This window comes from Thiocapsa rosea, from assembly GCF_003634315.1.
Taxonomy (GTDB): Bacteria; Pseudomonadota; Gammaproteobacteria; order Chromatiales; family Chromatiaceae; genus Thiocapsa; species Thiocapsa rosea.
The window spans coordinates 3720952-3740361 of sequence record NZ_RBXL01000001.1; the positions used below are offsets into that span (position 1 = coordinate 3720952).

The following is a 19410-nucleotide window of genomic DNA, read 5'->3' on the forward strand; positions in this document are numbered from 1 at the left end:
CAATGAGCAGAGATCGGATGCGTCATCGACTTGAGCGCAGTCGTGCTCCGTCGCTCAAGAACTGGGACCGCCAACCGCGCGCGGATCAGGCGCTCGCGCAGCCCGCGATCGTCGACTGCGGCTGGGGGCGGCTGCTCTTCGGTCAGACCTTCTCGGACCCCAAGGCGCTCGCCGAGACGCTCCGCGAGGAGCACCGCGGCAAGCGCGACGTGGCGCTCTATCTGAGCGACCCTCACGTGGTGCTCTCCTACGCGCCGCGGGATCTGTTCCTGGACCCCTCCCACACCTTCCGCCTCTGGCTCGAGCGCTACCAGTGCTCGCCGCGTCGGCCCAAAGGGTTTCACGTGCGCTTGCTCAACAGCCGCGACGACGCCGAGGCGATCCACCGGCTCTATGTCACCCGTCGCATGGTCCCGCCCAGTGCCGACTTTATCTCGGCGCAGCGCACCTCCAAGGTCCTGACCTACTGGGTCGCCGAAGAGGAGCAGGACGGCCGTATCGTGGGTGCGGTGACCGGCGTGGATCATGTCGCAGCCTTTGCAGACCCCGAGAACGGTGCGAGCCTTTGGGCCCTCGCCGTCGATGCCCAGGCCCCTTATCCGGGTGTGGGCGACGCACTGGTGCGACAGGTGATCGAGTATTATCAGGCCCGCGGTCGCGGCTTTCTGGACCTGTCGGTCATCCACGACAACACCCAAGCCATCCGGCTCTATCGCAAGCTCGGCTTCGAGCGCATCCCGGCCTTCGCGCTCAAGAACAAGAACGCCTTCAACGAGCCGCTCTTCATGGGCCAACAGCCGGAGGCCAAGCTTAATCCCTACGCGACCATCATCGTCAACGAGGCGCGCCGGCGCGGGATCGCCATCGAGGTGCTCGACGCGGAGGGCGGCTATTTCGCTCTGGTGCTCGGCGGGCGCAGGATCGTCTGTCGCGAGAGTTTGAGCGAGCTGACCAGCGCCGTTGCCATGAGCCGCTGCGACGATAAGGCGGTCACCCATCGGCTGTTGCGCAATGCCGGGCTGCGGGTCCCGGAGCAGACCCGTTTCGAGGCGTTGGACCAGGCCGAGGCGTTTCTCTCCAAGCTCGGCCGCGTGGTCGTGAAACCCGTGCGCGGCGAGCAGGGTGCCGGGATCAGTGTCGACGTGCGCGATCCCGAGACCCTCGAGCGTGCGATCGCCGCGGCGCGTAGAGTCTGCGACCAGGTGATCCTGGAGGAGTATGTCGCGGGCGATGATCTGCGCATCGTCGTGATCGCCGACCAGGTGGTCGCCGCCGCGATCCGTCGCCCGGCACAGGTGACCGGGACCGGGCAGCACAGCGTGCGCGACCTCATTCAGGCTCAAAGCCGACGCCGCCGCGCGGCAACCGGTGGGGAGAGCAGCATTCCGATGGACGACGAGACCAAGCGGTGCGTCGTCTCCGCCGGCTACGATCTGGAGGCGATCCTGCCGGAGGGAGAGCTGCTCACGGTGCGCAAGACCGCGAATCTCCATACCGGCGGGACCATCCACGACGTCACCGAGCAGCTCAATCCCGTCCTCGCCGAGGCCGCCGTTGCCGCGGCGCGGGCGTTGGCGATCCCGGTGACGGGGCTCGACTTCCTTGTTCCTTCGGTGTGCGGGACCGATTATGTGATTATCGAGGCCAACGAGCGGCCCGGTTTGGCCAATCACGAGCCCCAACCGACCGCCGAGCGTTTCGTCGACCTGCTGTTTCCTCAGACCGCCGCCCGGGAGTCCATGTTTTGAAGTTGCCTGCCATCGATACGCGCTACCTGGTCGAGATCCTGCTCAAGCTGCTGCATACGCCCAGCCCTTCCGGCTATACGGATCGCGTGGTGCATCTGGTGTGCGAGGAGCTCGAACGCTTGGAGGTCCCCTTCGAGCTGACCCGCCGGGGCGCTATCCGCGCGACGCTCAAGGGCGAGGTCTCCCAGCCCGATCGCGCCATCGTGGCCCATATCGATACGCTCGGCGCCATGGTGAAGTCGCTCAAGGAGAACGGTCGTCTGCAGCTGGTCCCGGTCGGGCACTGGAATGCGCGTTTTGCCGAGGGTGCGCGTGCGACGCTCTTCACCGACAACTGCCAATGGCGCGGCACCATCCTGCCGCTCAAGGCATCCGGACACACCTTCGCGCCCGAGATTGACAATCAGCCCGGCGGCTGGGATTTCGTGGAGTTTCGTATCGACGCGCGCGTGCGCGACATCGCCGACCTCCTGCGCTTGGGCGTGCATGTCGGCGATTTCCTGGCGATCGACACCAGCCCCGAGATCACCGATACCGGCTTCATCAACTCACGCCATCTCGACGACAAGGCCGGCACCGCGGTCCTGCTCGCAGCGATCGAGGCGGTGCGACGCGAAGGGCTGGAGCTTCCGGTCGACTGTCATCCGCTCTTCACCATCTCCGAGGAGGTGGGATCCGGGGCGTCGGCTGCGCTTCAGCAGGATGTCGCCGAGATGCTGACCATTGACAACGGCACGACCGCCCCGGGGCAGAATTCGAGCGAATTCGGCGTCACCATCGCCATGGCGGACGAGGTCGGCCCCTTCGATTATCATCTGACCCATCGCATCATCCAGCTCTGCCAGGAGTTCGCGATCCCGCATCAGCGCGATGTCTTCAAGTACTATCGCTCCGACAGCGCCGCGGCCCTGACGGCCGGCAATGACGTGCGCACGGCGCTCGTGACCTTCGGAGTGGATGCCTCGCACGGCTACGAACGGATCCACTTCGATGCGTTGGAATCCCTCGCCCGACTCGTGAGCGTCTACATGCAGGGGCCACCCCTGTTCAGCCGCGATCGCTTCGAGATGGGTCCGCGTACGGGCTTCCCGATTCAGCCCGGTTAAGGCGCGGATAACTTGAGACGCGGGCAAGACGATGCTGCACGCTCTGACCCTGATTCTGCTGTGCCAGCTCGCCGGCGAGACCGTCGTCCTGCTGACCGGTTTGCCCGTCCCGGGGCCGGTGCTCGGGATGTTGCTCCTGCTGGGGTGGCTCTTTCTGCGCGGCGGGATCTCGGAGGAGGTCGGGCGCACGGCCGATACGCTGCTTGCGCATTTCTCGCTCTTATTTGTCCCGGCCGGAGTCGGCGTCATGCTGCACTGGGAGCGTCTTCAGGGTCAGTGGCCGGCAATCGCCGCAGCGCTGCTGCTCGGCACACTCCTGACGCTGGCGGTCACCGCATTGACGATGGCCGGCGCGCAGCGGCTCCTCGCGACCGTCCAGCGGCGTCGACGCGGTGCCGCCGGTGACTGACACCCCCTTCACCGAGATTTGGGTCTATCTCTCCGCGTCGCCGCTGCTCTGGCTGTCGGCAACATTGGTCTGCTACCTGGCGGCCGATCGGCTCTACCGGCTCGGGCGCGGCAGTCCGCTCCTGAATCCGGTCGCGGTGGCGGTCGCGCTCTTGATCGGGATCCTGACGCTCACCGGAACGCCCTACGCGGTCTATTTCGACGGGGCGCAATTTGTTCACTTCCTGCTCGGTCCGGCGACGGTCGCGCTGGCCATTCCGCTGTATCGGCAGCGCGAGCGGCTCGGGGCGCTCGCAGTACCCATCGGTGCGGCCCTGCTGGTCGGAGTGCTGACGGCGAGCTTGAGTGCGATCGGGCTTGCGGCCTGGCTCGGTGCCGATACCGCCACTCAGATCTCTCTGGCCCCCAAGTCCGTCACGGCGCCGGTGGCGATGGGCATCTCGGAGAAGCTCGGCGGGATCCCGTCGCTCACGGCGGTTCTGGTGGTGAGTACCGGCATCGTCGGCGCCGTCTTCGGCACGGGTGTGCTGAGGCTTCTGCGGATTCGCGATGATGCGGTCAAAGGGGTTGCCATGGGCGTGACCTCGCACGGTATCGGCACCGCGCGTGCGTTCCAGGTCAGCCCGACGATGGGCGCCTTCTCGGGTCTGGCAATGGCGCTGTCGGCCTTTCTAACCGCGGCGCTGCTGCCTTCGGTCTTGGATTGGCTGGGGTTGGTCGGCGGATAAGCGCCAATTCGGAAACAAGGCGAACACCTTGATTTGCGTAGGATGGGTAGAGCGCAGCGAAACCCATCCTCAACGCTCAAGCGCCCAATCCAGTACGCGGCGCGGAAAAGATGCGCTTCGCTGCGCTCGGGCCGGGTTCTTCGTTTTAGGCGTTGTACCGGGAGGATGGGTTTCGCTGCGCTCTACCCATCCTACGCTACTCATGTGGCCTGCGTGGGCTATTGCTTCTCGATCGTGCTCATCGTCATGAGGCTGTAGGCCGGGCAAGACCGCACGAACGCGGTGCCCATCACGACGAGTCCGACGAGCGCCAGCCAGCTGCCATTGAACACGCCCCAGAGGACGATCAGGGCGCCGACGGCAAAGCGAATCTTGCGGTCTTTCTCACCGATGTTTTTGGTCAGTTCCATGCGAGGCACCTCTTGCAGTGATGGTCTGTGAGGATTCGATGCCGACCCGACATCCGATCGCGTGACCGCTTGGGGGTCAAATCGACTCGAGCCTGCCGTGACATCGCCAGGCGGCGTAACCATACACTTGCCAGGGTTTATAGGGAACCCCCGGGGAACGCTTGGGAACGGTTCGAAAATAAGTAAAACAACGCGACAAGAGAGCACCTCTGCCACCTTCTCGTTGTCGTTGTCGTTGTCGTTGTCGTAATCGTGTTCGTGTTCGTCCGAAATCCGATTACGACAACGACAACGACAACGACAACGATCAGGGCCTTCGACCACTTTTCCTGGTTGCGGCTCTGCCGTTAAACCGCGCCCAGTGTGGTATGCGTTGTTTTTGGATGGATCGGCCCCGGCAGACTTGACGTCTGCTGGAGCCGGCGCGGTTTAACATACTAAAAAAGATAGCCTCGGCCGCGAGCTACTTCTGGTCGTCGGTCAGGGTCTTGCCCTGCTCGATCCAAAACTTCTGAGCGCCCGCATGGACCGGCGTGACGACACCTTCCAGCCCGCTTTCCAGCGTCATGGCCGTTGCCGCCTGCGAAACGCTGTGCATAAAGGCTAGACCCTCGTCGGAATAGATCTCGCTGATGGCCTGGTACATCAGATCGTCGGAGATATGACGGCCGGCGACCCAGAGGGCGCCGTCGGAGATGGTGGCGACGTCGTAGTCGACGCCCGGATAGGTGCCGGCGGGGATGACGACCTTGACGTAGTAGGGATGATCCTGCGGCAGGCTGCCTTGCTGAGCGGCATCCCAGACCTGGAGCAGGCGGACCTTATTGCTGGTCGCTGCCTGGATCACGGAGGCATTCGGGAAGCCTGCGAACACCCAGAGCGCGTCGATCTGGCGATCGCCAAGGGCGGATGCGCCTTGGTTGTAGCCGATGAACTGCGGGCGAATCTTGTCCCAAAGCCCCAGGCTTTCGAAGAAGCGTTGCGCCGATGCGGCGGCACCCGAGCCGGCCGGACCCACGGCGACCTGCTTGCCTTCGAGCTGCGCGACATCCGTGATGCCCGAACCCTCGAGGACGAGCAGATGCGCCGGCGCACCATAGAGGAAGGAGACGGCGCGCGTATTGCGATATTGGGCGGTGTCGTTGGTCAGTTGCCCCTTCATGCCGAGATAGAGGTCGCCGGCGTAGACGATGCCGAAATCGGCATCGCGCGAGTTGACGCGACGCAGGTTTTCAACCGATCCGGCCGAGGCCATGTTCGAAACATCCACGCCTTCGACGTTGCGCGACAACAGGGTCGCGATCCCGTTGGAGAAGAACTGGAAGGTGCCGCCGTCGGGTCCGCCCGAGAAGGCCAGTCGCTGCACCTGGGCGTTGGCGATCGGCACGCCGGCAAGGACGACCGCCGTGATCGCGGCGGCGGCGAGACCGGCCACGCGGGTCAGCTTGAACCTCTGCTTTTTGATCATTCTCGATTCCTCGTGGTGTTGCGACAGGCTGTCGCTCTGACATAGGCGGAAACGCTATCCGCCGGGTTTTCCGATGGCGGCCAAGTCGCGGCTTTCGGCAGACGCCTCGACACCCGGTCCGGATGCATCCTGCATCCGTTTCCCGGGCGTCGATGCGTGCGGGATCGGCGCGGCATGGCGGCCGGGGGAACCTTACTCCCTGACGGTGAGTACGGGAATAGGCGAGCTGCGGACCACCTTCTCGGCCGTCGAACCCATCAGCATCTTTTCGATACCGGCCCGTCCCTGGGTGCCCATCAGGATGAGATCGGCACCGATCTTCTTGGCTTGTCGGATGATCTCCTCGTGGCTCTTGCCGACGGCGATCTCGGTGGTGACCGGCATGTCTTTGAAATAGCGGTCGCGAAACTCCTGCATGTCCTCGACGGCATGTTTTTCGATCTCGGCCGCGAGCCTTTCGTAGACCTCGGCGGAGACCTTGCGCGCGTTGCGGTCGGAGAACTCGTTGATGACATGCAGCAGGGTCAGAGAGGCGCCGCAGGTGTCTGCCAAGGAGCGTGCGAGATCGCACGCACGCGCGGAGCCTTTCGAGAAATCGGTTGCAAAGAGGAGGGTCTTGATCTCGGCCATAGGGATTCACCTGCGATTGGAGAAAACGGATCGGGTCGTCGGGACGCGCGTCGTTGCCGCCGACGAAGTCCTTCGCAGCGAAGGACTTCGGTGTTCGGTGTTGCGCGCAGCTTCCTCCCTCATCTAGAGGAGCAGCGCAGAGATTCCGAGACCGTCCGAAATCATTTTCGTTGTCGTTGTCGCAATCGTGGTCGTCGTCGTATCGATGGTCGATTACGACAACGACAACGACAACGAATGGTCTCGACACATCTGCCGTGCTGCACTAGGTCCTTGCGGCGGGGCTCAATGGTGTCGCTGCAGCATCGCGTTGCAGCCACCAGACCAGCGCAACCCCGGCCAGCCCGGCGGCATCCGTGATAAAGCCCGGCCAATAGAGCAGGAAGGTCGCGATCCCCAGCACCACCCATTCGACGAGTGTCGTATTGCGGCGCAGGAATCCCATGGCGAATGCGCCGAACGCGATCGTTCCCAAGGTTGCCGAGAAGAAGGCGCTGACGATCTCCCAGGTCGTGCCGTCCAGGAGAATGGCCGGCACGTAGGCGAACAGAAGCGGCATCACGTAGAGCATCTTGGCGAATCGGAAGGCCGTCCAGCCGGTCTTCCAGGGGTCCGCTCCCGCAATGGCCGCCCCCGCATAGGCCGCGACGCACACGGGAGGGGTGATGTTGGAGTCTTGAGACAACCAGTAGACGATCATGTGCGCCGCGATCGCCGCCACACCGAAGTGCCCGAGCGCCGGTACCGCGAGCACCGCGACGATCAGATAGGCGGCGGTCACCGGCACGCCCATTCCGAGCACCAAGGAGGCAATCGCGATCAGCACCAGGGCCAGGAACAGGCTGTCGCCGGCCATCGAGATCACGAGATCCGAGAACTTCAGCCCCATCCCGGTCAAGGAGATGACGCCGACGATGATGCCGATCACGCCCAGCGTCGCGCCGATGATCAGGGTGTTGCGCGCTCCCAGCTGGATCGCCTCCCAGATCGCGCGCGGCCCCATCCGCGTGCTCGGGTGTACCCAGCTCACCAGGATGCAGGACAGAGTGGCCCAGAAGGCGGCATTGCCGGGCGAGCGCCCCATCAGCATCAAGGCCGTGATGATCACCAACGGCAGCGCGTAGAACCAACCGCTCTTGAGCACCGGTCTCCAGTTTGGGATCGTCTCGCCTGGTATACCGACCAAGCCCTGCTTCTTGGCCTCGAAATGGACCATGAAGAACACCGACAGGAAGTAGAGCAGGGCAGGGCCGACCGACAGGAGCATGATCTGCGAGTAGGGCATCCCGGTCAGCTCCGCCATCAGGAAGCCGCCGGCACCCATAATCGGCGGCAGGAACATGCCGCCGATGGAGGCTGCCGGCTCGATCGCACCTGCGACATGGGGTTTGAAGCCCGCGCGCTTCATCATCGGAATCGTGAAGGCGCCGGACGAGACGGTATTGGCGATCGCACTGCCCGAGACCGAGCCGAACAGGGCCGAGGAGACGACTGCGACCTTGGCGGGTCCGCCGGTCGAGCGTCCGGTCAGCGCCAAAGGCAGATCGATGAAGAACTTGCCGGCCCCGGACTTCTGCAGGAAGGCACCGAAGAAGATAAAGAGGATGACATAGGTCGCGAGCACGCTCGCCATCACCCCGAAGACGCCGTTGGTGGTGAGAAAGAGCGAGGTCGCCAAACGCTCGAAGCGGAAGCCGCGATGGGCGAACAACTCGGGCAGGTGGGGTCCGAACAGGGCAAAGGCGATCATGCCGATGCCGATCAGGGTGATCGACCAGCCCAGCACCCGTCGGCAGATCTCGAGCGACAGGAGCAGACCGATGATGCTTACCAGCATGTCGACCTGGTTCTCGGCACCGGCGCGATAGTTCAGCGCCTCGAACTGGCTGATCCAGTAGACCACGGTGCCGGCGACGATCGCCGCCATCAAGACATCGCTTGCGGTGGGGCTTTGGTGGAAGCGTCGCGACAGCCATTGATCGAGCGGCAACAGGACGACGGCGAACGGCAGGATCAAGATCAGGGTCGTGCGCAGGGCGCCGAAGTCATCGGCCCATGCCTTGGCGAGACCGTCGTAGTCCCAGGTCTCGCGAAATAGCGTGACCTGATTGTAGAAAGCGGTCGGCGAGTCGAAGACCCAGAAACAACTGACCAAGACCGCGAGCATCGCGGCGGTCCAGACCGACATCGCACCAACGGCGAAGCGCCCGCCCGCCGGATAGAGCAGGAACACCAGGACAAAGGTGATGAGGACGTAGACGCCTAAGTGATATTGGGTGTCGAGCGCCTGAACGCCGGCGCCGTAGAAGTAGATCAGGACCATCGCCGCACCCAGCAGCGATGTCAGCCAGAGCCAGGGTCCGCGGACCCGTCGCTCGGCCTTCGCGTCCTTCTGCATCAACTCCTGGACCTTTTTGCGCTCCTCGCTGCTCAGGCCATCGAGTGACTGATCCGTTTGCGCCATTGTCGTTACCCCAAGGTATTTTCATGGCCCCGTTACGGCGTCCTATCGGGGATACGCGAGCGTGCAGCATCGCGGCCTAGGCGTCAACGGGAGTGACTTCGGTGCCTGAGCGCCGATCAGCTTCAGAAATCTCACACGGAGCCACGGAGGGCATGCAGGACGGGTTTCGCCGACCCCCTACCCATCCGACATGTTTCGGTTGTTTTTGAACCGTTCCCAAGTCGTTGTCGTTGTCGTTGTCGTAATCGTAATCGTCACGAATCCCGCCCTAGACCTTCAAGTTTCGCCGAGACGGTCGTAATAGCGCGCGCGATACAGCAAGCGTGGCCTCGCGCCGTCGGTAAACCCGGTACGTGTGTGGAGCACGTTGTTCGAGATCAGACCCCAGCCGGACTCGAGACGGCCCGTGAAGTGCCAATGCGTTGGCGTGCGCAGGATCTCCTTGAGGCAGGTCACGGCGGCGGCGGTCGAGGGATCGTCGCGCCAAGCGATGTTGCGGCTGCGGTCCGTATAGCGCATGTGCAGGCGTCCGTCCGGGCGGATCGAGAAGACGGGTCCCGATCGGCCCGGGCGCAGCTCGATGCCGTCCACCACATTGGCGGGGATCGTCATGCAGGCCGGATGCATGAGGGTGCGGATATGCTCGCGATCGCGATCGCGGACCAGGATGTAGGCGATCTCGTGGTCGAGAAGGGCGTTCTCGCCGCCGGTCTCGGCGGGTTGGACGCAGTGCAGGAGCAACCCGTGGATCTGCTGCTCCGGGGTGTTGTAGTAGCCGTCGGTGTGCCAGGCGATGGGGCGATCGGAGTAGGGGATGTAGTTGCGATGTGCGGCGTCGGTCTGCACGGTGAGCGAGGTGACGGCATCCTCGTCGGCGCCGCGGTTATGATCGAGCCGGTGCAGACCGAAGCGTGCGCCGAGCGCGACCGGGATCGCCTTGTCCGGGTCATCGCCGCTCGTGCCGATGTAGATGGCCATGTTGGCCCGGCGGCAGCGCTCGAGGATGGCTGCATGCTCGGCGTCGCTCAGTGCGCGCGGATCGCCGATCTCGACGACGAGGTCTGTCAGTGCGTTCGGGGCCGCCGCGAGCTTGCGCTCTTTCCAGCGTTGATAGGCGTTGTCGTCGTCGAGGTCGAAGGGGTTGCTCACCGGGATCTCCGTGAAGTGTCGGGGATCGGACCCTAGCGGCTGCGCGCTCTTACGGCATTGATCCGCGTCAGTTGCGAGGAGGAGTAGGGCGATCGAGACCCTTTATCCTGTGGTTTCGATTGTCCCCGGGGTCTGTGTCTGCTCGTGTGGATAAGCTGTGCGGGCATCGGCTAAGCCGCGGGCGGGCGGGGCCGATCTCGGTGCTGGTCGATTTTTGACCGGTGTGGATGCGTTGGCGATCCGGACTCGCTCCGACAGGCCCGGTCGTTGGCCGATGTCCCGGCGAGCCCTACAGTGCCCGAACCCCGAACCCCGAACCCCGAACCCCGAACCCCGAACCCAAGGAAACCCCGATGTCTTCCCCAGTCACCCCCTTGCTTGCCGCCGATGCCATCATCGAGCTGGTCGACCGGCCCGGCCGCCCCGTCGTGCTGATCGAGCGTCTCAATCCGCCCTACGGGTGGGCCATCCCCGGCGGCTTCGTCGATGTCGGCGAGCGCATGGAGGCGGCGGCGATCCGCGAGGCTGCGGAGGAAACCGGGCTCGCCGTGACCCTGCGCGCACTGCTCGGGGTCTATTCGGATCCGGCGCGCGATCCGCGCGGCCATACGGTCACGGCGGTCTATGTGGCCGAGGCGCGCGGCGAGCCGCGGGCGATGGACGATGCGCGCGCCCTGCAGGTCTTTTTACCGGATGCGCTTCCGCCGCGGCTGGCGTTCGACCATGCCTTGGTGCTTGCGGATTACCGCCGTTGGCGGGCGGAGGGCCTGCCTGCACCGCTGCGGCTCGATGCAGCGCGCGCCGACGGGAGCGATTGATTCGACACATGCGCAGTGGCCGAATCGGCTATCCTGATTCGAGGAAAACCCAGTCCGACCCGGACGGCTGTCTGCGCGTCGATGTACCCGGACAGACCGCGCCGAGCGGACGAATCGGAACCGAGACCGGAGATCCTAGATGCAAGCCGTGATCGACCGAGGCTTCTGCCTCAAGAACCCTGTGAAGATCGTTCAACTGTTCGGGCTCGACGTCTTCATCGGGATGCTGCTGAGCAAGGACAAGACCTTGCTGCAGCGCATCGCCGAGAAGTACCAGGCGCGGCGCGTGCCCATGCCCGGAGCCGTCGGCAACGCCTACAAGCTCTCGGCCCTCTTCGAGTTCCGCGTGGCGCATATCTACGCGGCCATGGCCGAGCGCTTCAAATCCAATCCCGACGTGCACCGTTTCTTCCTGGATCTGCGCGACGAGGAGATGGAGCACGGACGGCTCATGCTCGCCTGTCTCTACCAGGTCGCCGTCAACCGCGAGGTGGAGTTCGTACCCAGCGTGCGCGACCGAGAGATGCGCGAATCACTCAAGGCGCTGCGCGAGGTCGAGCGCCGCGTCCCCGAGATGAGCTTGGACGAGGCGTTCAAGGTCACGAACGAGCTGGAGGCCGGCGAGGTCAACGTGATCTTCGGTCGTCTGCTCACGCAAGTCGGCCGGGCCGAGACCGAGCTCTTCGCCGAGCAGCTCAAGGGTGCGCAGAGTCACCCCGAGTCGGTCCCGAGACGGATCAAGGAGCTGAAGGCGCGATTGGTACGGAACGGGCTGGCTGCCGCGGCCTGACCCCCGGACCCGGCCGTAGGATGGGTAGAGCGATAGCGAAACCCATCCTCCAAACCGCCGCATCGCAGGGTTCGGGTCTGACGCCTTTGGCGCGGGCTGGATGGGTTTCGCTCACGCTCTACCCATCCTACGTGTTTCGTTTGTTTTTGAATTGCTCACGGGGCTTTGCGTTCTGCTGCGCCCGGTTCGGTCTTGTTCAGGGACCGAAGTCCATCCTCCCGACCGGCTCGAGCGTGCCCCTGTCCTGATCCGAAAGCCGCATCAAGACCGCTTCTCCCGAGGCGGGATAGATGCCGGTGAGCGCCGTGACCGTCACCTGATGCGTGACCAGCACGATGGGCTCGCCGTTTGGAGGTTGGCCTTTGAGGAACGCCTCGAGTGCGGCCAGGTTCGGCCCGCGATCCCCTCGGCGCTCGTAGAAGGAGTTGAGTGCCGGCAGCGGCGTGACCGGCCCGAGCCCCAGCAGCTCGGCGGTCTCCAAACAGCGGCACCATTCGCTTGAGTAGAACCGCGCATGCTCGACCCCGCGCGCCCGCAGCCAAGCCCCGATGGATCGCGCCTGCTCGCGCCCGGCGTCGTTGAGGTTGCGTTGGGTCGCGCAGTCGTCCAAACGAAATCCCTCCGGATCGCCCGTTCCCGGTGCGTAGGCGTGGCGTAGGAGCAGAACCGCACCGCCGTTTTGCATCCGTGCGGCGAGATCCGCGTTCTCGACATCCTGCGCAGCGGTCGTTGCCGTGGCCAGGATCGCCCAGATGACCGCACAGCGGAGGCAGAGATTGCGGCATCCGACGAGCCATGATTTTACCGGGGGTGTCGGACGCATCGACCGATCCTCTGTGTGTTCGTCGGGTCTTTGTTTTTCGGTCGAGGGTTCATTGTCGACCGCGCCCGGTGCGGTATGCGTCAATGTGTTGGAATGGCTTGACCGCGCCAGCCCCGACGACTGTCGGAGCTGGCGCCGTTTAAAGTCTTGAACAATATTCAATTCTAAACCGCGTCTCACCGGGGTCGAGGACATCTCCGAAGCTAAACGCAACATGAAAACGACGCATGTCGCTCCGGACGCGGTTTAGGCTCGGAATACGCTCGCGACGCGAGAGCCTGAGGTGACGACACCGAGGATGATCGCGCCCGCGATCACGCCGATCAGCGCGTTGAACAGCGGCTCGGTCAGGGCTTCCAGGATCGGTCCAATCGTTGGAACCGCGGCGGCGCCATGGGTCAGGAGATGGAGGATATCGTGCGTCCCCGGAAGCCCGTGGACCAGGATCCCGCCTCCGACCAGGAACATGGCGGCAGTCCCGACGACCGCAAGGAGGCGCATCAGGCGCGGTGCGGCAGCGAGCAGCAGTGCGCCGAGGCGTCGCGCGAATCGGGCGCCGAGATCCTCGCCCGTGCGTTGCTGCAGATAGAAACCGGCGTCGTCCATCTTGACGATGCCCGCGACCAGTCCGTAGACGCCGACGGTCATCAGGAGACCCACGCCACCCAAGACCGCGACCTGCACGCCGAAGGAGGCGCCGGCGACGATCCCGAGTGTGATGACGATGATCTCGGCCGAGAGGACGAAGTCGGTGCGGATCGCACCCCGAATCCTGTCGTTTTCGAAGGTCGCCATGTCGACATTCGGGTCGAGAAGGGTGCGTGTCAGCTCCGCATGACGTTCACCCTTTTTCTCGGCATGCAGAACTGAGTGGGCCAGTTTCTCGAAACCCTCGTAACAGAGAAAGGCCCCGCCGAGCATCAGGAGCGGCGTAATGGCCCAAGGCGCGACGGCGCTGATAAGGAGCGCGGTCGGAATCAGGATCAGCTTGTTCTTGAGCGAGCCGAGGGCGACCGCCCAAACCACCGGCAGCTCGCGCTCGGCGCGTATCCCGAGGACCTGCTGGGCGTTCAGCGCCAGATCGTCCCCGAGCACGCCGGCGGTCTTGCGCGCGGCGACCTTGGTCATCACCGAGATATCGTCGAGGACGGTTGCGATATCGTCGAGCAGTGTCAGCAGGCTGGCCCCGGCCATGGGATGTCGTCGATTGGGTTGAGGTGGTGCGGATTCTATACCGAGCGTGCGTGGCGATGAGAGCGGACTCAAACCGATGCAACGGCCGAACTCGCGGCCCCGCGCTTCGCCAGCATCAATTCCAACGCACGGCGCGGTAAACCGGCGCTCAAGCTGTAGCGCGAGACCGAGTCGAGGCTGTAATCGCCGTCGTCGGCAATGGCATCGGCGGCGATGATGCCGCTGCGAACCGCGGGTCCGATCCCCTCGGCCAGATCGCGGGTGGCGAGTCCGGCGGCATCACCGACCAGGTAGGCGTTCTCCCGTCGGATGCTCTGCACGCCGTCCCGCAGATAATAGGAATAACCCTGAGGCTCGAGCTTCACACTGTCGTCGACGAGCCGACGGCGACGCAGGCTGGCGACGAGATGCTCCCAATGCCTGTGAATGCTTGCGTTCTTGTCCTGGAGCTGCTGAGACATGGCGCCGACGCCGAGATTCAGATAGCCGTCCTGTTTGGGCACGTACCAACTGTAGCCGGGGAGCCCCTTCTCGAAGAACCAGAGGTGGCAGTCCGGGTCCTTCCAGGTATACGGGAGCTCCTGTTCAAGCGCGGCGACCTGGAGCCATCGCGCGCGCGGGTTGATCTCGCGAAACAATGAACGATACACCGGGCAGGCCGTGCCGCCGGCGCCGACCAGGGCATCGCACTCGAAGCGGTCGTCGATGCGGTAGCCGTGCGCGGTATGCTCGATCCGCTTGACCTGGTGGGTCACCACCTCGGCCCCCGAGCGCTTGAGCAGCCAGTCGTCGAACTCGATACGGCGAATCGAATGCTGCGGCGAGCGCATCGTCAGACCGATTCCGAACAGATGAGCCCGGGTGACCTCGAAGGTCAGGAAGCGATGCGGATAGGCGGCGATGTCCATCTCCAGATCCGCAACGAGTTCAGGCGTGATCCAGCCCCCGCACAGTTTAGGCCGCGGGAAGACCGCCTTGTCCAGGATCAGGCAATCGAGGCCGCGTCGGCGTAGCTGCCATGCGCAGGATGCCCCCGCGGGACCGCCTCCGACGATGATGACCTGCGTCTTGATCATGAGCCGTCCTCGCGAGGATCTTGTCTGTCGGGTCGGTTGCCGCCCGCCGGATGCGTCGACGCTTAAGCCGCGTTTAGAGGGAAATGCGTCATTCTCATTCTGTGTTTGGCGATGCAGATGCCGTCGGGTCGACTGGAGGCGCGGTTCAGAAGTTTCTATTATTCAAAATCTTAAACCGCGCAGACTCCGACTTTCGCCGAATCCGCCGAGGCTGATCCCATCCAGAAAGATCGCAGACTGCATCAAGCGCGGTTTAATCCCGGTAGAGGTGCGCACGCGTCCAGGCCATGTCGTTCTTGCCCGGGCGAGAGAAAAGAACCTGATAGAGCTCCAAGGCACCGGCGCGGAAGCTGGCGATGGACGCGGCGAGATAAAGCCGCCAGGCCCGCACGAAGAAGTCGTCGAACATCTCCCGGACCGCGGTTTCATGCGTCTCGTACCGGGCCAACCAATGCTCGATTGTGTTGGCGTAGTGGAGGCGGAGGTTCTCCACGTCGACCACCGAAAGGCCCGGACCCTCGAAGATATCCATCATCCGGCGCAGCGTCGGTGGGTTCGCCCCCGGGAAGATGCGCCGCTCGTTCCATGCGCTGGGGGGATCGGGGCGGATCTGGCCGATGGAATGGATGAGGCCGCGTCCGTCGTCCGTGAGGACGCGATCCACGACTTGGCCCAAGGTCGCATAGTGCTCGGCCCCGACATGCTCGAGCATGCCGACCGAGACGAAGGCATCGTAGGTCCCTCGAATGTTGCGGTAGTCGTCCTCGACATACTCGACCCGATCATCCAACCCCTCGGCCTTCGCCCGCTCGCGCGCATAGGCGATCTGCGACGGCGAGATGTTGTAGGCACGCACCTTCACGCCGTAACGACGCGCGAAGTGCCGTGCCAGCCCGCCCCAGCCGCAGCCGGCCTCGACCACCGCCTCGCCGGGTCGCAGCTGCAGCTTGCGCGCGATATGGTCGAGCTTCGCGGCTTGCGCCTGCTCGAGCGTGTCGCCCGGATCGGCGAAATAGGCGCAGGTATAGGCCATCTCCTCGTCGAGCCAGAGGCGATAGAAGTCGTTCCCCAGGTCGTAGTGATGTTGGATATTGTCTCGCGAGCCCATGAGACTGTTGCGTCGCGGCCGCACGAACCCGCGCTTGACGAACTGCTGGAGGAAGCCGGGCCGGGTCCGCTTGATCTTGGCCTCGTAGAGGGCTTCGGTGAAGGCGACCAGGTCTCCCTCGATGCGGATTCGCCCGGAGCTGTAGCCGTCGCCGAACTCCAAGTTCGGATTCGCGAAGAGTCGCCAAAAGGTGGATCGGTCGGCGAAGCGCATGCGTGCGACCGGGTTGGCCCGGGGGCACCGGTAATGCTCCCGGTCGTCCCAGAAGACGACACTGATGGCCGGATCCCCGATGAGCTGCATGAATCGGTTGAAGAGCCAGGTCTCGATCGGCCATACGCTATCGGTGTCCGTCCATGCGCCCCGATCGACCGACGCGGCTGGGTTCGACAGTGGGTTCTTCTCAGACTTCATGTTGCATATCCTCGCGTTTCGTCGGGCGTTGCCGCCGACGTCTAAAGGACAGTGAATTCAAAGTCTTTACCTCTGAGAAAGTAGTGTTCTGGATCGATTCAGTCAAGGTCGAGACCCCGCGCGAGGCCCGTCGCGCGTCCGACCTGCTCCGGATCGGGCCCGGATCGACCAGGGCGAATCGGCCTACAATGACGCCCATTCAGTGAACGACGCGGACCTGTCCGATGAGCAACCGAAAGACCCGCAGCAGCTATGTCTGCAATGCCTGTGGTGCGCGTCAGCCGAAGTGGGCGGGTCAGTGCCCGGACTGCGGGGCCTGGAACAGCATGGTGGAGACCGCGGAGATCGCGCGTCCCGCCGTGCGCGGCGGCTACGCAGGCGCGGCCGAGTCTCCGCGCGTGGAGAGCTTGGCCGAGGTCAGCCCCGAAGATCGGGTGCGGATCCAGAGCGGCATCGGCGAGCTGGATCGCGTGCTGGGCGGCGGCCTGGTGACGGGCTCGGTGGTCTTGATCGGCGGGGATCCGGGGATCGGCAAGTCCACGCTCTTGTTGCAGGCGAGCGCCTCGCTGGCGCGCAGCCTTCCGGTGCTCTACGTCAGCGGCGAGGAGTCGCCCCAGCAGATCGGCCTGCGCGCCCACCGGCTCGGGCTGGCGGGCGAAAGCATCCGTCTGCTTGCCGAGACCAATGTCGAGGCGATCCTCGCGGCTGCATCTCAAGAGCGGCCGCGGGTGATGGTGGTCGACTCCATCCAGACCCTCTACACCGACACGCTGCAATCGGCCCCCGGCTCGGTCTCGCAGGTGCGCGAGGCGGCGGCGCAATTGGTCCGCTTCGCCAAGCAGCAGGACACGGTCGTCTTCCTCGTCGGCCATGTGACCAAGGACGGAACGCTGGCCGGTCCGCGCGTGCTCGAGCACATGGTCGACACCGTGCTCTATTTCGAGGGTGAGCCGGGTGGTGCCTTCCGCTTGGTGCGCTCGGTGAAGAATCGCTTCGGTGCGGTGCACGAGCTCGGTGTCTTTGCGATGGGCGATCGCGGGCTGCGCGAGGTCAAGAACCCCTCGGCGATCTTTCTCTCACGCCACGACGAGGCGGTTCCGGGCAGTCTGATCATGGTGACCCGCGAAGGCACACGACCCCTTTTGGTCGAGGTGCAGGCGCTGGTGGACGAAAGCCCGCTCGCCAATCCGCGCCGGGTGGCCTTGGGGCTCGACGGCAACCGTTTGTCCATGCTGCTGGCGGTGCTGCATCGTCATGGCGGTGTGGGCATGTTCAACCAGGATGTCTTCGTCAACGTGGTCGGCGGGGTGCGGATCACCGAGACCGCCGTCGACCTGCCGCTGGTCATGGCTGTGCTGTCGAGCTATCGCGACCGACCGCTTCCGCTGGATCTCGCGGTCTTCGGCGAGGTCGGTCTGTCGGGCGAGGTGCGCCCGGTCCCCAATGGTCCGGATCGTTTGCGCGAGGCGGCCAAGCACGGTGTCCGTCGGGCGATCGTGCCGGTCGGGAATGTCCCCAAGGAAGGGGTGGAGGGGTTGGAGATCACGGCCGTGAAGACCCTCGCGGAGGCTCTCGAAGGGGTCTGAGGGGCTAAATCTAAATCCGGCATTTGGAAACGCAAAGGCGCAAAGGACGCAAAGAAAAACAAGAAACTGCAATGCCAACGACGTTCACACTTTGGGTGAATAGCGTCATTGAAGCAAGGTACTGAACCCCTTTGCGTTCTTTGCGTTTTAACCTTAGACGATCGCCCGCCCCTTGCGGGCCGGGCGGGTCACGATTTTGACGGTCTTCACCCCATTGTCGGCGGTTTGAAGGATCTCGATGGCATGATCGTGAAGCTTGAGACTGGTGCCGGGCTCCGGGATGGTCTCAAGGTATTCCAGGATGAGTCCGTTCAGTGTCCGGGGTCCATCGGTGGGAAGCGTCCAGCGCAGCGCCCGGTTGAGATCACGCACGCCGATGCTGCCGTCGATCAAGAGGCTGCCGTCTTCGCCGCGATGGATCTCCGGGATGCTGTCGGCCGGGTCGGTCGTAAACTCGCCGACGATCTCTTCGAGTAGATCGGTCAGGGTGAGAAGTCCGAGAAAGTCGCCGTATTCGTCGACCACCAGAGCGACGCGCCGCTTCCCGCGTTGGAAATTGAGCAGTTGTTGATAGAGCGGCGTGCCTTCGGGGACATAGTAGGGCTCGCGTGCGATGGCGCGCAGATGCTCCTTGTCCAGACCCTCCTCCAGCATCGCATGCAGGGCGTGCTTTGCATGGAAGACACCGATGACGTTGTCGATGCCGCCGTCGAACAGCGGCATGCGGGTGTAGCTGGAGTTGCGGATCGCCTGCAGGATCTCGTCCTCGCTGTCCTGGATGTCGATCCCGTCCACCTCGTTGCGTGGGATCATGATGTCCTCGACCGTGGCGCGCTCCAGATCCAGGATGCCGAGCAGCATGGAGCGGCTGCGCTCCGGGATCATGGCACCCGCCTCGTTGACCACGGTACGCAGCTCCTCGCGGCTCAGCGCCGTGCCCTGAGCCCCTTCCGTCGTGATCCCCATCAGCCGGAGCAGCCCGTTGGTGAAGAGATTGACGAACCAGACGATCGGATAGAGCAATTTGAGCAACGGCTTGTAGACGTAGGCCGCCGGAAAGGCGAGGCGCTCGGGATGCAGCGTGGCGTAAGTCTTGGGCGTCACCTCCGCAAAGATCAGGATCACCAGGGTCAAGAGGCCGGCGGCGATGCCGATCGCTGCCTCGCCGCCGAGACGCAAGGCGATGATGGTCGCCAAGGACGAGGCCATGATGTTGACGAAGTTGTTCCCGAGCAGGATGAGTCCGATCAAGCGGTCGGGTCGTTCCAGCAGTGCACGGGCCAGGCGGGCGCCGCGGTGGCCGCCGTCCGCGAGGTGTTTGAGCTTGTAGCGGTTGATGGTGAGCAGGGCCGTCTCCGACCCGGAGAAGAAGGCCGAAAGCATGAGCAACAGGACTAATGCGAAAAACAGGCCGGGGAGCGAGAGTTCATCCACCTTGGATTCCGAGCGTGGCGATGGGTCGATCGTCGCCACAGTATACCGGGTGCGTT

At 64.1% G+C, this 19410-nt stretch carries 17 protein-coding genes; 7 read left to right on the forward strand and 10 right to left on the reverse strand.

Annotated features, from left to right (window positions below; genetic code table 11):
• Nucleotides 1-17: 17 nt before the first annotated feature.
• The 4 genes from ngg to BDD21_RS16810 are packed head-to-tail and all read left to right on the forward strand — an operon-like array spanning nucleotide 18 to nucleotide 3990.
• A complete protein-coding gene (ngg, locus tag BDD21_RS16795; RefSeq protein WP_120798120.1) occupies nucleotides 18-1748 on the forward strand; it encodes an N-acetylglutaminylglutamine synthetase in 1731 nt (576 codons plus the stop codon).
• Entirely contained in the window at nucleotides 1745-2854 is a 1110-nt protein-coding gene (locus tag BDD21_RS16800; protein WP_120798121.1) for an osmoprotectant NAGGN system M42 family peptidase, read from the forward strand. Before ngg ends, BDD21_RS16800 begins: the two co-directional genes overlap by 4 nt.
• A gap of 31 nt (nucleotides 2855-2885) precedes the next feature.
• Nucleotides 2886-3263, forward strand: a complete 378-nt coding sequence (locus BDD21_RS16805; protein WP_120799979.1) for a CidA/LrgA family protein — start codon at nucleotides 2886-2888, stop codon at nucleotides 3261-3263.
• A complete protein-coding gene (locus tag BDD21_RS16810) occupies nucleotides 3256-3990 on the forward strand; it encodes an LrgB family protein (RefSeq protein ID WP_170164792.1) in 735 nt (244 codons plus the stop codon). Before BDD21_RS16805 ends, BDD21_RS16810 begins: the two co-directional genes overlap by 8 nt.
• A gap of 218 nt (nucleotides 3991-4208) precedes the next feature.
• Here the strand turns inward: BDD21_RS16810 and BDD21_RS16815 are convergent, their stop codons facing one another.
• The 5 genes from BDD21_RS16815 to BDD21_RS16835 all read right to left on the reverse strand — a co-directional run bounded on the left by BDD21_RS16815 (nucleotide 4209) and on the right by BDD21_RS16835 (nucleotide 10111).
• Entirely contained in the window at nucleotides 4209-4400 is a 192-nt protein-coding gene (locus tag BDD21_RS16815; RefSeq protein ID WP_120798123.1) for a YgaP family membrane protein, read from the reverse strand.
• A 463-nt stretch (nucleotides 4401-4863) separates the two neighbouring features.
• Nucleotides 4864-5868: a TAXI family TRAP transporter solute-binding subunit gene (locus tag BDD21_RS16820; RefSeq protein WP_120798124.1), complete on the reverse strand. Its 1005-nt coding sequence runs from the start codon at nucleotides 5866-5868 to the stop codon at nucleotides 4864-4866.
• Nucleotides 5869-6060: 192 nt separating this feature from the next.
• Nucleotides 6061-6498 carry a universal stress protein gene (locus BDD21_RS16825; RefSeq protein ID WP_120798125.1) on the reverse strand — a complete coding sequence of 146 codons (438 nt, stop codon included), beginning with the start codon at nucleotides 6496-6498 and terminating at the stop codon, nucleotides 6061-6063.
• 265 nt (nucleotides 6499-6763) lie between these two features.
• Complete coding sequence (locus BDD21_RS16830) at nucleotides 6764-8962, reverse strand: TRAP transporter permease (protein WP_120798126.1); 2199 nt, start codon at nucleotides 8960-8962, stop codon at nucleotides 6764-6766.
• 276 nt (nucleotides 8963-9238) lie between these two features.
• Nucleotides 9239-10111 carry a TauD/TfdA family dioxygenase gene (locus BDD21_RS16835; protein WP_120798127.1) on the reverse strand — a complete coding sequence of 291 codons (873 nt, stop codon included), beginning with the start codon at nucleotides 10109-10111 and terminating at the stop codon, nucleotides 9239-9241.
• Nucleotides 10112-10464: 353 nt separating this feature from the next.
• On the opposite strand from BDD21_RS16835, the gene BDD21_RS16840 reads away from it, so the two are divergent.
• Nucleotides 10465-10929 (forward strand): NUDIX domain-containing protein, encoded by a 465-nt coding sequence (locus BDD21_RS16840; RefSeq protein WP_120798128.1) that lies wholly within the window; start codon nucleotides 10465-10467, stop codon nucleotides 10927-10929.
• A gap of 139 nt (nucleotides 10930-11068) precedes the next feature.
• Nucleotides 11069-11719, forward strand: a complete 651-nt coding sequence (locus BDD21_RS16845) for a hypothetical protein (protein ID WP_120798129.1) — start codon at nucleotides 11069-11071, stop codon at nucleotides 11717-11719.
• Nucleotides 11720-11915: 196 nt separating this feature from the next.
• Here the strand turns inward: BDD21_RS16845 and BDD21_RS16850 are convergent, their stop codons facing one another.
• From BDD21_RS16850 to BDD21_RS16865, 4 genes are all read right to left on the reverse strand, one after another.
• Nucleotides 11916-12542 (reverse strand): histidine phosphatase family protein, encoded by a 627-nt coding sequence (locus BDD21_RS16850; protein ID WP_120798130.1) that lies wholly within the window; start codon nucleotides 12540-12542, stop codon nucleotides 11916-11918.
• 246 nt (nucleotides 12543-12788) lie between these two features.
• The gene (locus BDD21_RS16855) at nucleotides 12789-13736 is read right to left on the reverse strand and encodes a DUF808 domain-containing protein (protein WP_120798131.1); all 948 of its coding nucleotides are present in this window, start codon (nucleotides 13734-13736) and stop codon (nucleotides 12789-12791) included.
• 68 nt (nucleotides 13737-13804) lie between these two features.
• The gene (locus tag BDD21_RS16860) at nucleotides 13805-14812 is read right to left on the reverse strand and encodes an FAD-dependent oxidoreductase (RefSeq protein WP_120798132.1); all 1008 of its coding nucleotides are present in this window, start codon (nucleotides 14810-14812) and stop codon (nucleotides 13805-13807) included.
• Between the two features lie 253 nt (nucleotides 14813-15065).
• Nucleotides 15066-16334, reverse strand: coding sequence for an SAM-dependent methyltransferase (locus tag BDD21_RS16865; RefSeq protein WP_120798133.1), 1269 nt, complete (start codon nucleotides 16332-16334; stop codon nucleotides 15066-15068).
• A 224-nt stretch (nucleotides 16335-16558) separates the two neighbouring features.
• On the opposite strand from BDD21_RS16865, the gene radA reads away from it, so the two are divergent.
• Nucleotides 16559-17920 carry a DNA repair protein RadA gene (radA, locus tag BDD21_RS16870; RefSeq protein ID WP_120798134.1) on the forward strand — a complete coding sequence of 454 codons (1362 nt, stop codon included), beginning with the start codon at nucleotides 16559-16561 and terminating at the stop codon, nucleotides 17918-17920.
• A 153-nt stretch (nucleotides 17921-18073) separates the two neighbouring features.
• On the opposite strand, the gene BDD21_RS16875 is transcribed toward radA, so the two are convergent.
• A complete protein-coding gene (locus BDD21_RS16875) occupies nucleotides 18074-19354 on the reverse strand; it encodes an HlyC/CorC family transporter (RefSeq protein WP_120799980.1) in 1281 nt (426 codons plus the stop codon).
• Nucleotides 19355-19410: the final 56 nt, after the last annotated feature.

Coding starts and splice junctions, on each gene's coding strand:
- ngg (WP_120798120.1), top strand. CDS start 18: ATGCGTCATCGACTTGAGCGCAGTCGTGCTCCGTCGCTCAAGAACTGG.
- BDD21_RS16805 (WP_120799979.1), top strand. CDS start 2,886: ATGCTGCACGCTCTGACCCTGATTCTGCTGTGCCAGCTCGCCGGCGAG.
- BDD21_RS16815 (WP_120798123.1), bottom strand. CDS start 4,400: ATGGAACTGACCAAAAACATCGGTGAGAAAGACCGCAAGATTCGCTTT.
- BDD21_RS16820 (WP_120798124.1), bottom strand. CDS start 5,868: ATGATCAAAAAGCAGAGGTTCAAGCTGACCCGCGTGGCCGGTCTCGCC.
- BDD21_RS16825 (WP_120798125.1), bottom strand. CDS start 6,498: ATGGCCGAGATCAAGACCCTCCTCTTTGCAACCGATTTCTCGAAAGGC.
- BDD21_RS16830 (WP_120798126.1), bottom strand. CDS start 8,962: ATGGCGCAAACGGATCAGTCACTCGATGGCCTGAGCAGCGAGGAGCGC.
- BDD21_RS16840 (WP_120798128.1), top strand. CDS start 10,465: ATGTCTTCCCCAGTCACCCCCTTGCTTGCCGCCGATGCCATCATCGAG.
- BDD21_RS16845 (WP_120798129.1), top strand. CDS start 11,069: ATGCAAGCCGTGATCGACCGAGGCTTCTGCCTCAAGAACCCTGTGAAG.
- BDD21_RS16850 (WP_120798130.1), bottom strand. CDS start 12,542: ATGCGTCCGACACCCCCGGTAAAATCATGGCTCGTCGGATGCCGCAAT.
- BDD21_RS16855 (WP_120798131.1), bottom strand. CDS start 13,736: ATGGCCGGGGCCAGCCTGCTGACACTGCTCGACGATATCGCAACCGTC.
- BDD21_RS16860 (WP_120798132.1), bottom strand. CDS start 14,812: ATGATCAAGACGCAGGTCATCATCGTCGGAGGCGGTCCCGCGGGGGCA.
- BDD21_RS16865 (WP_120798133.1), bottom strand. CDS start 16,334: ATGAAGTCTGAGAAGAACCCACTGTCGAACCCAGCCGCGTCGGTCGAT.
- radA (WP_120798134.1), top strand. CDS start 16,559: ATGAGCAACCGAAAGACCCGCAGCAGCTATGTCTGCAATGCCTGTGGT.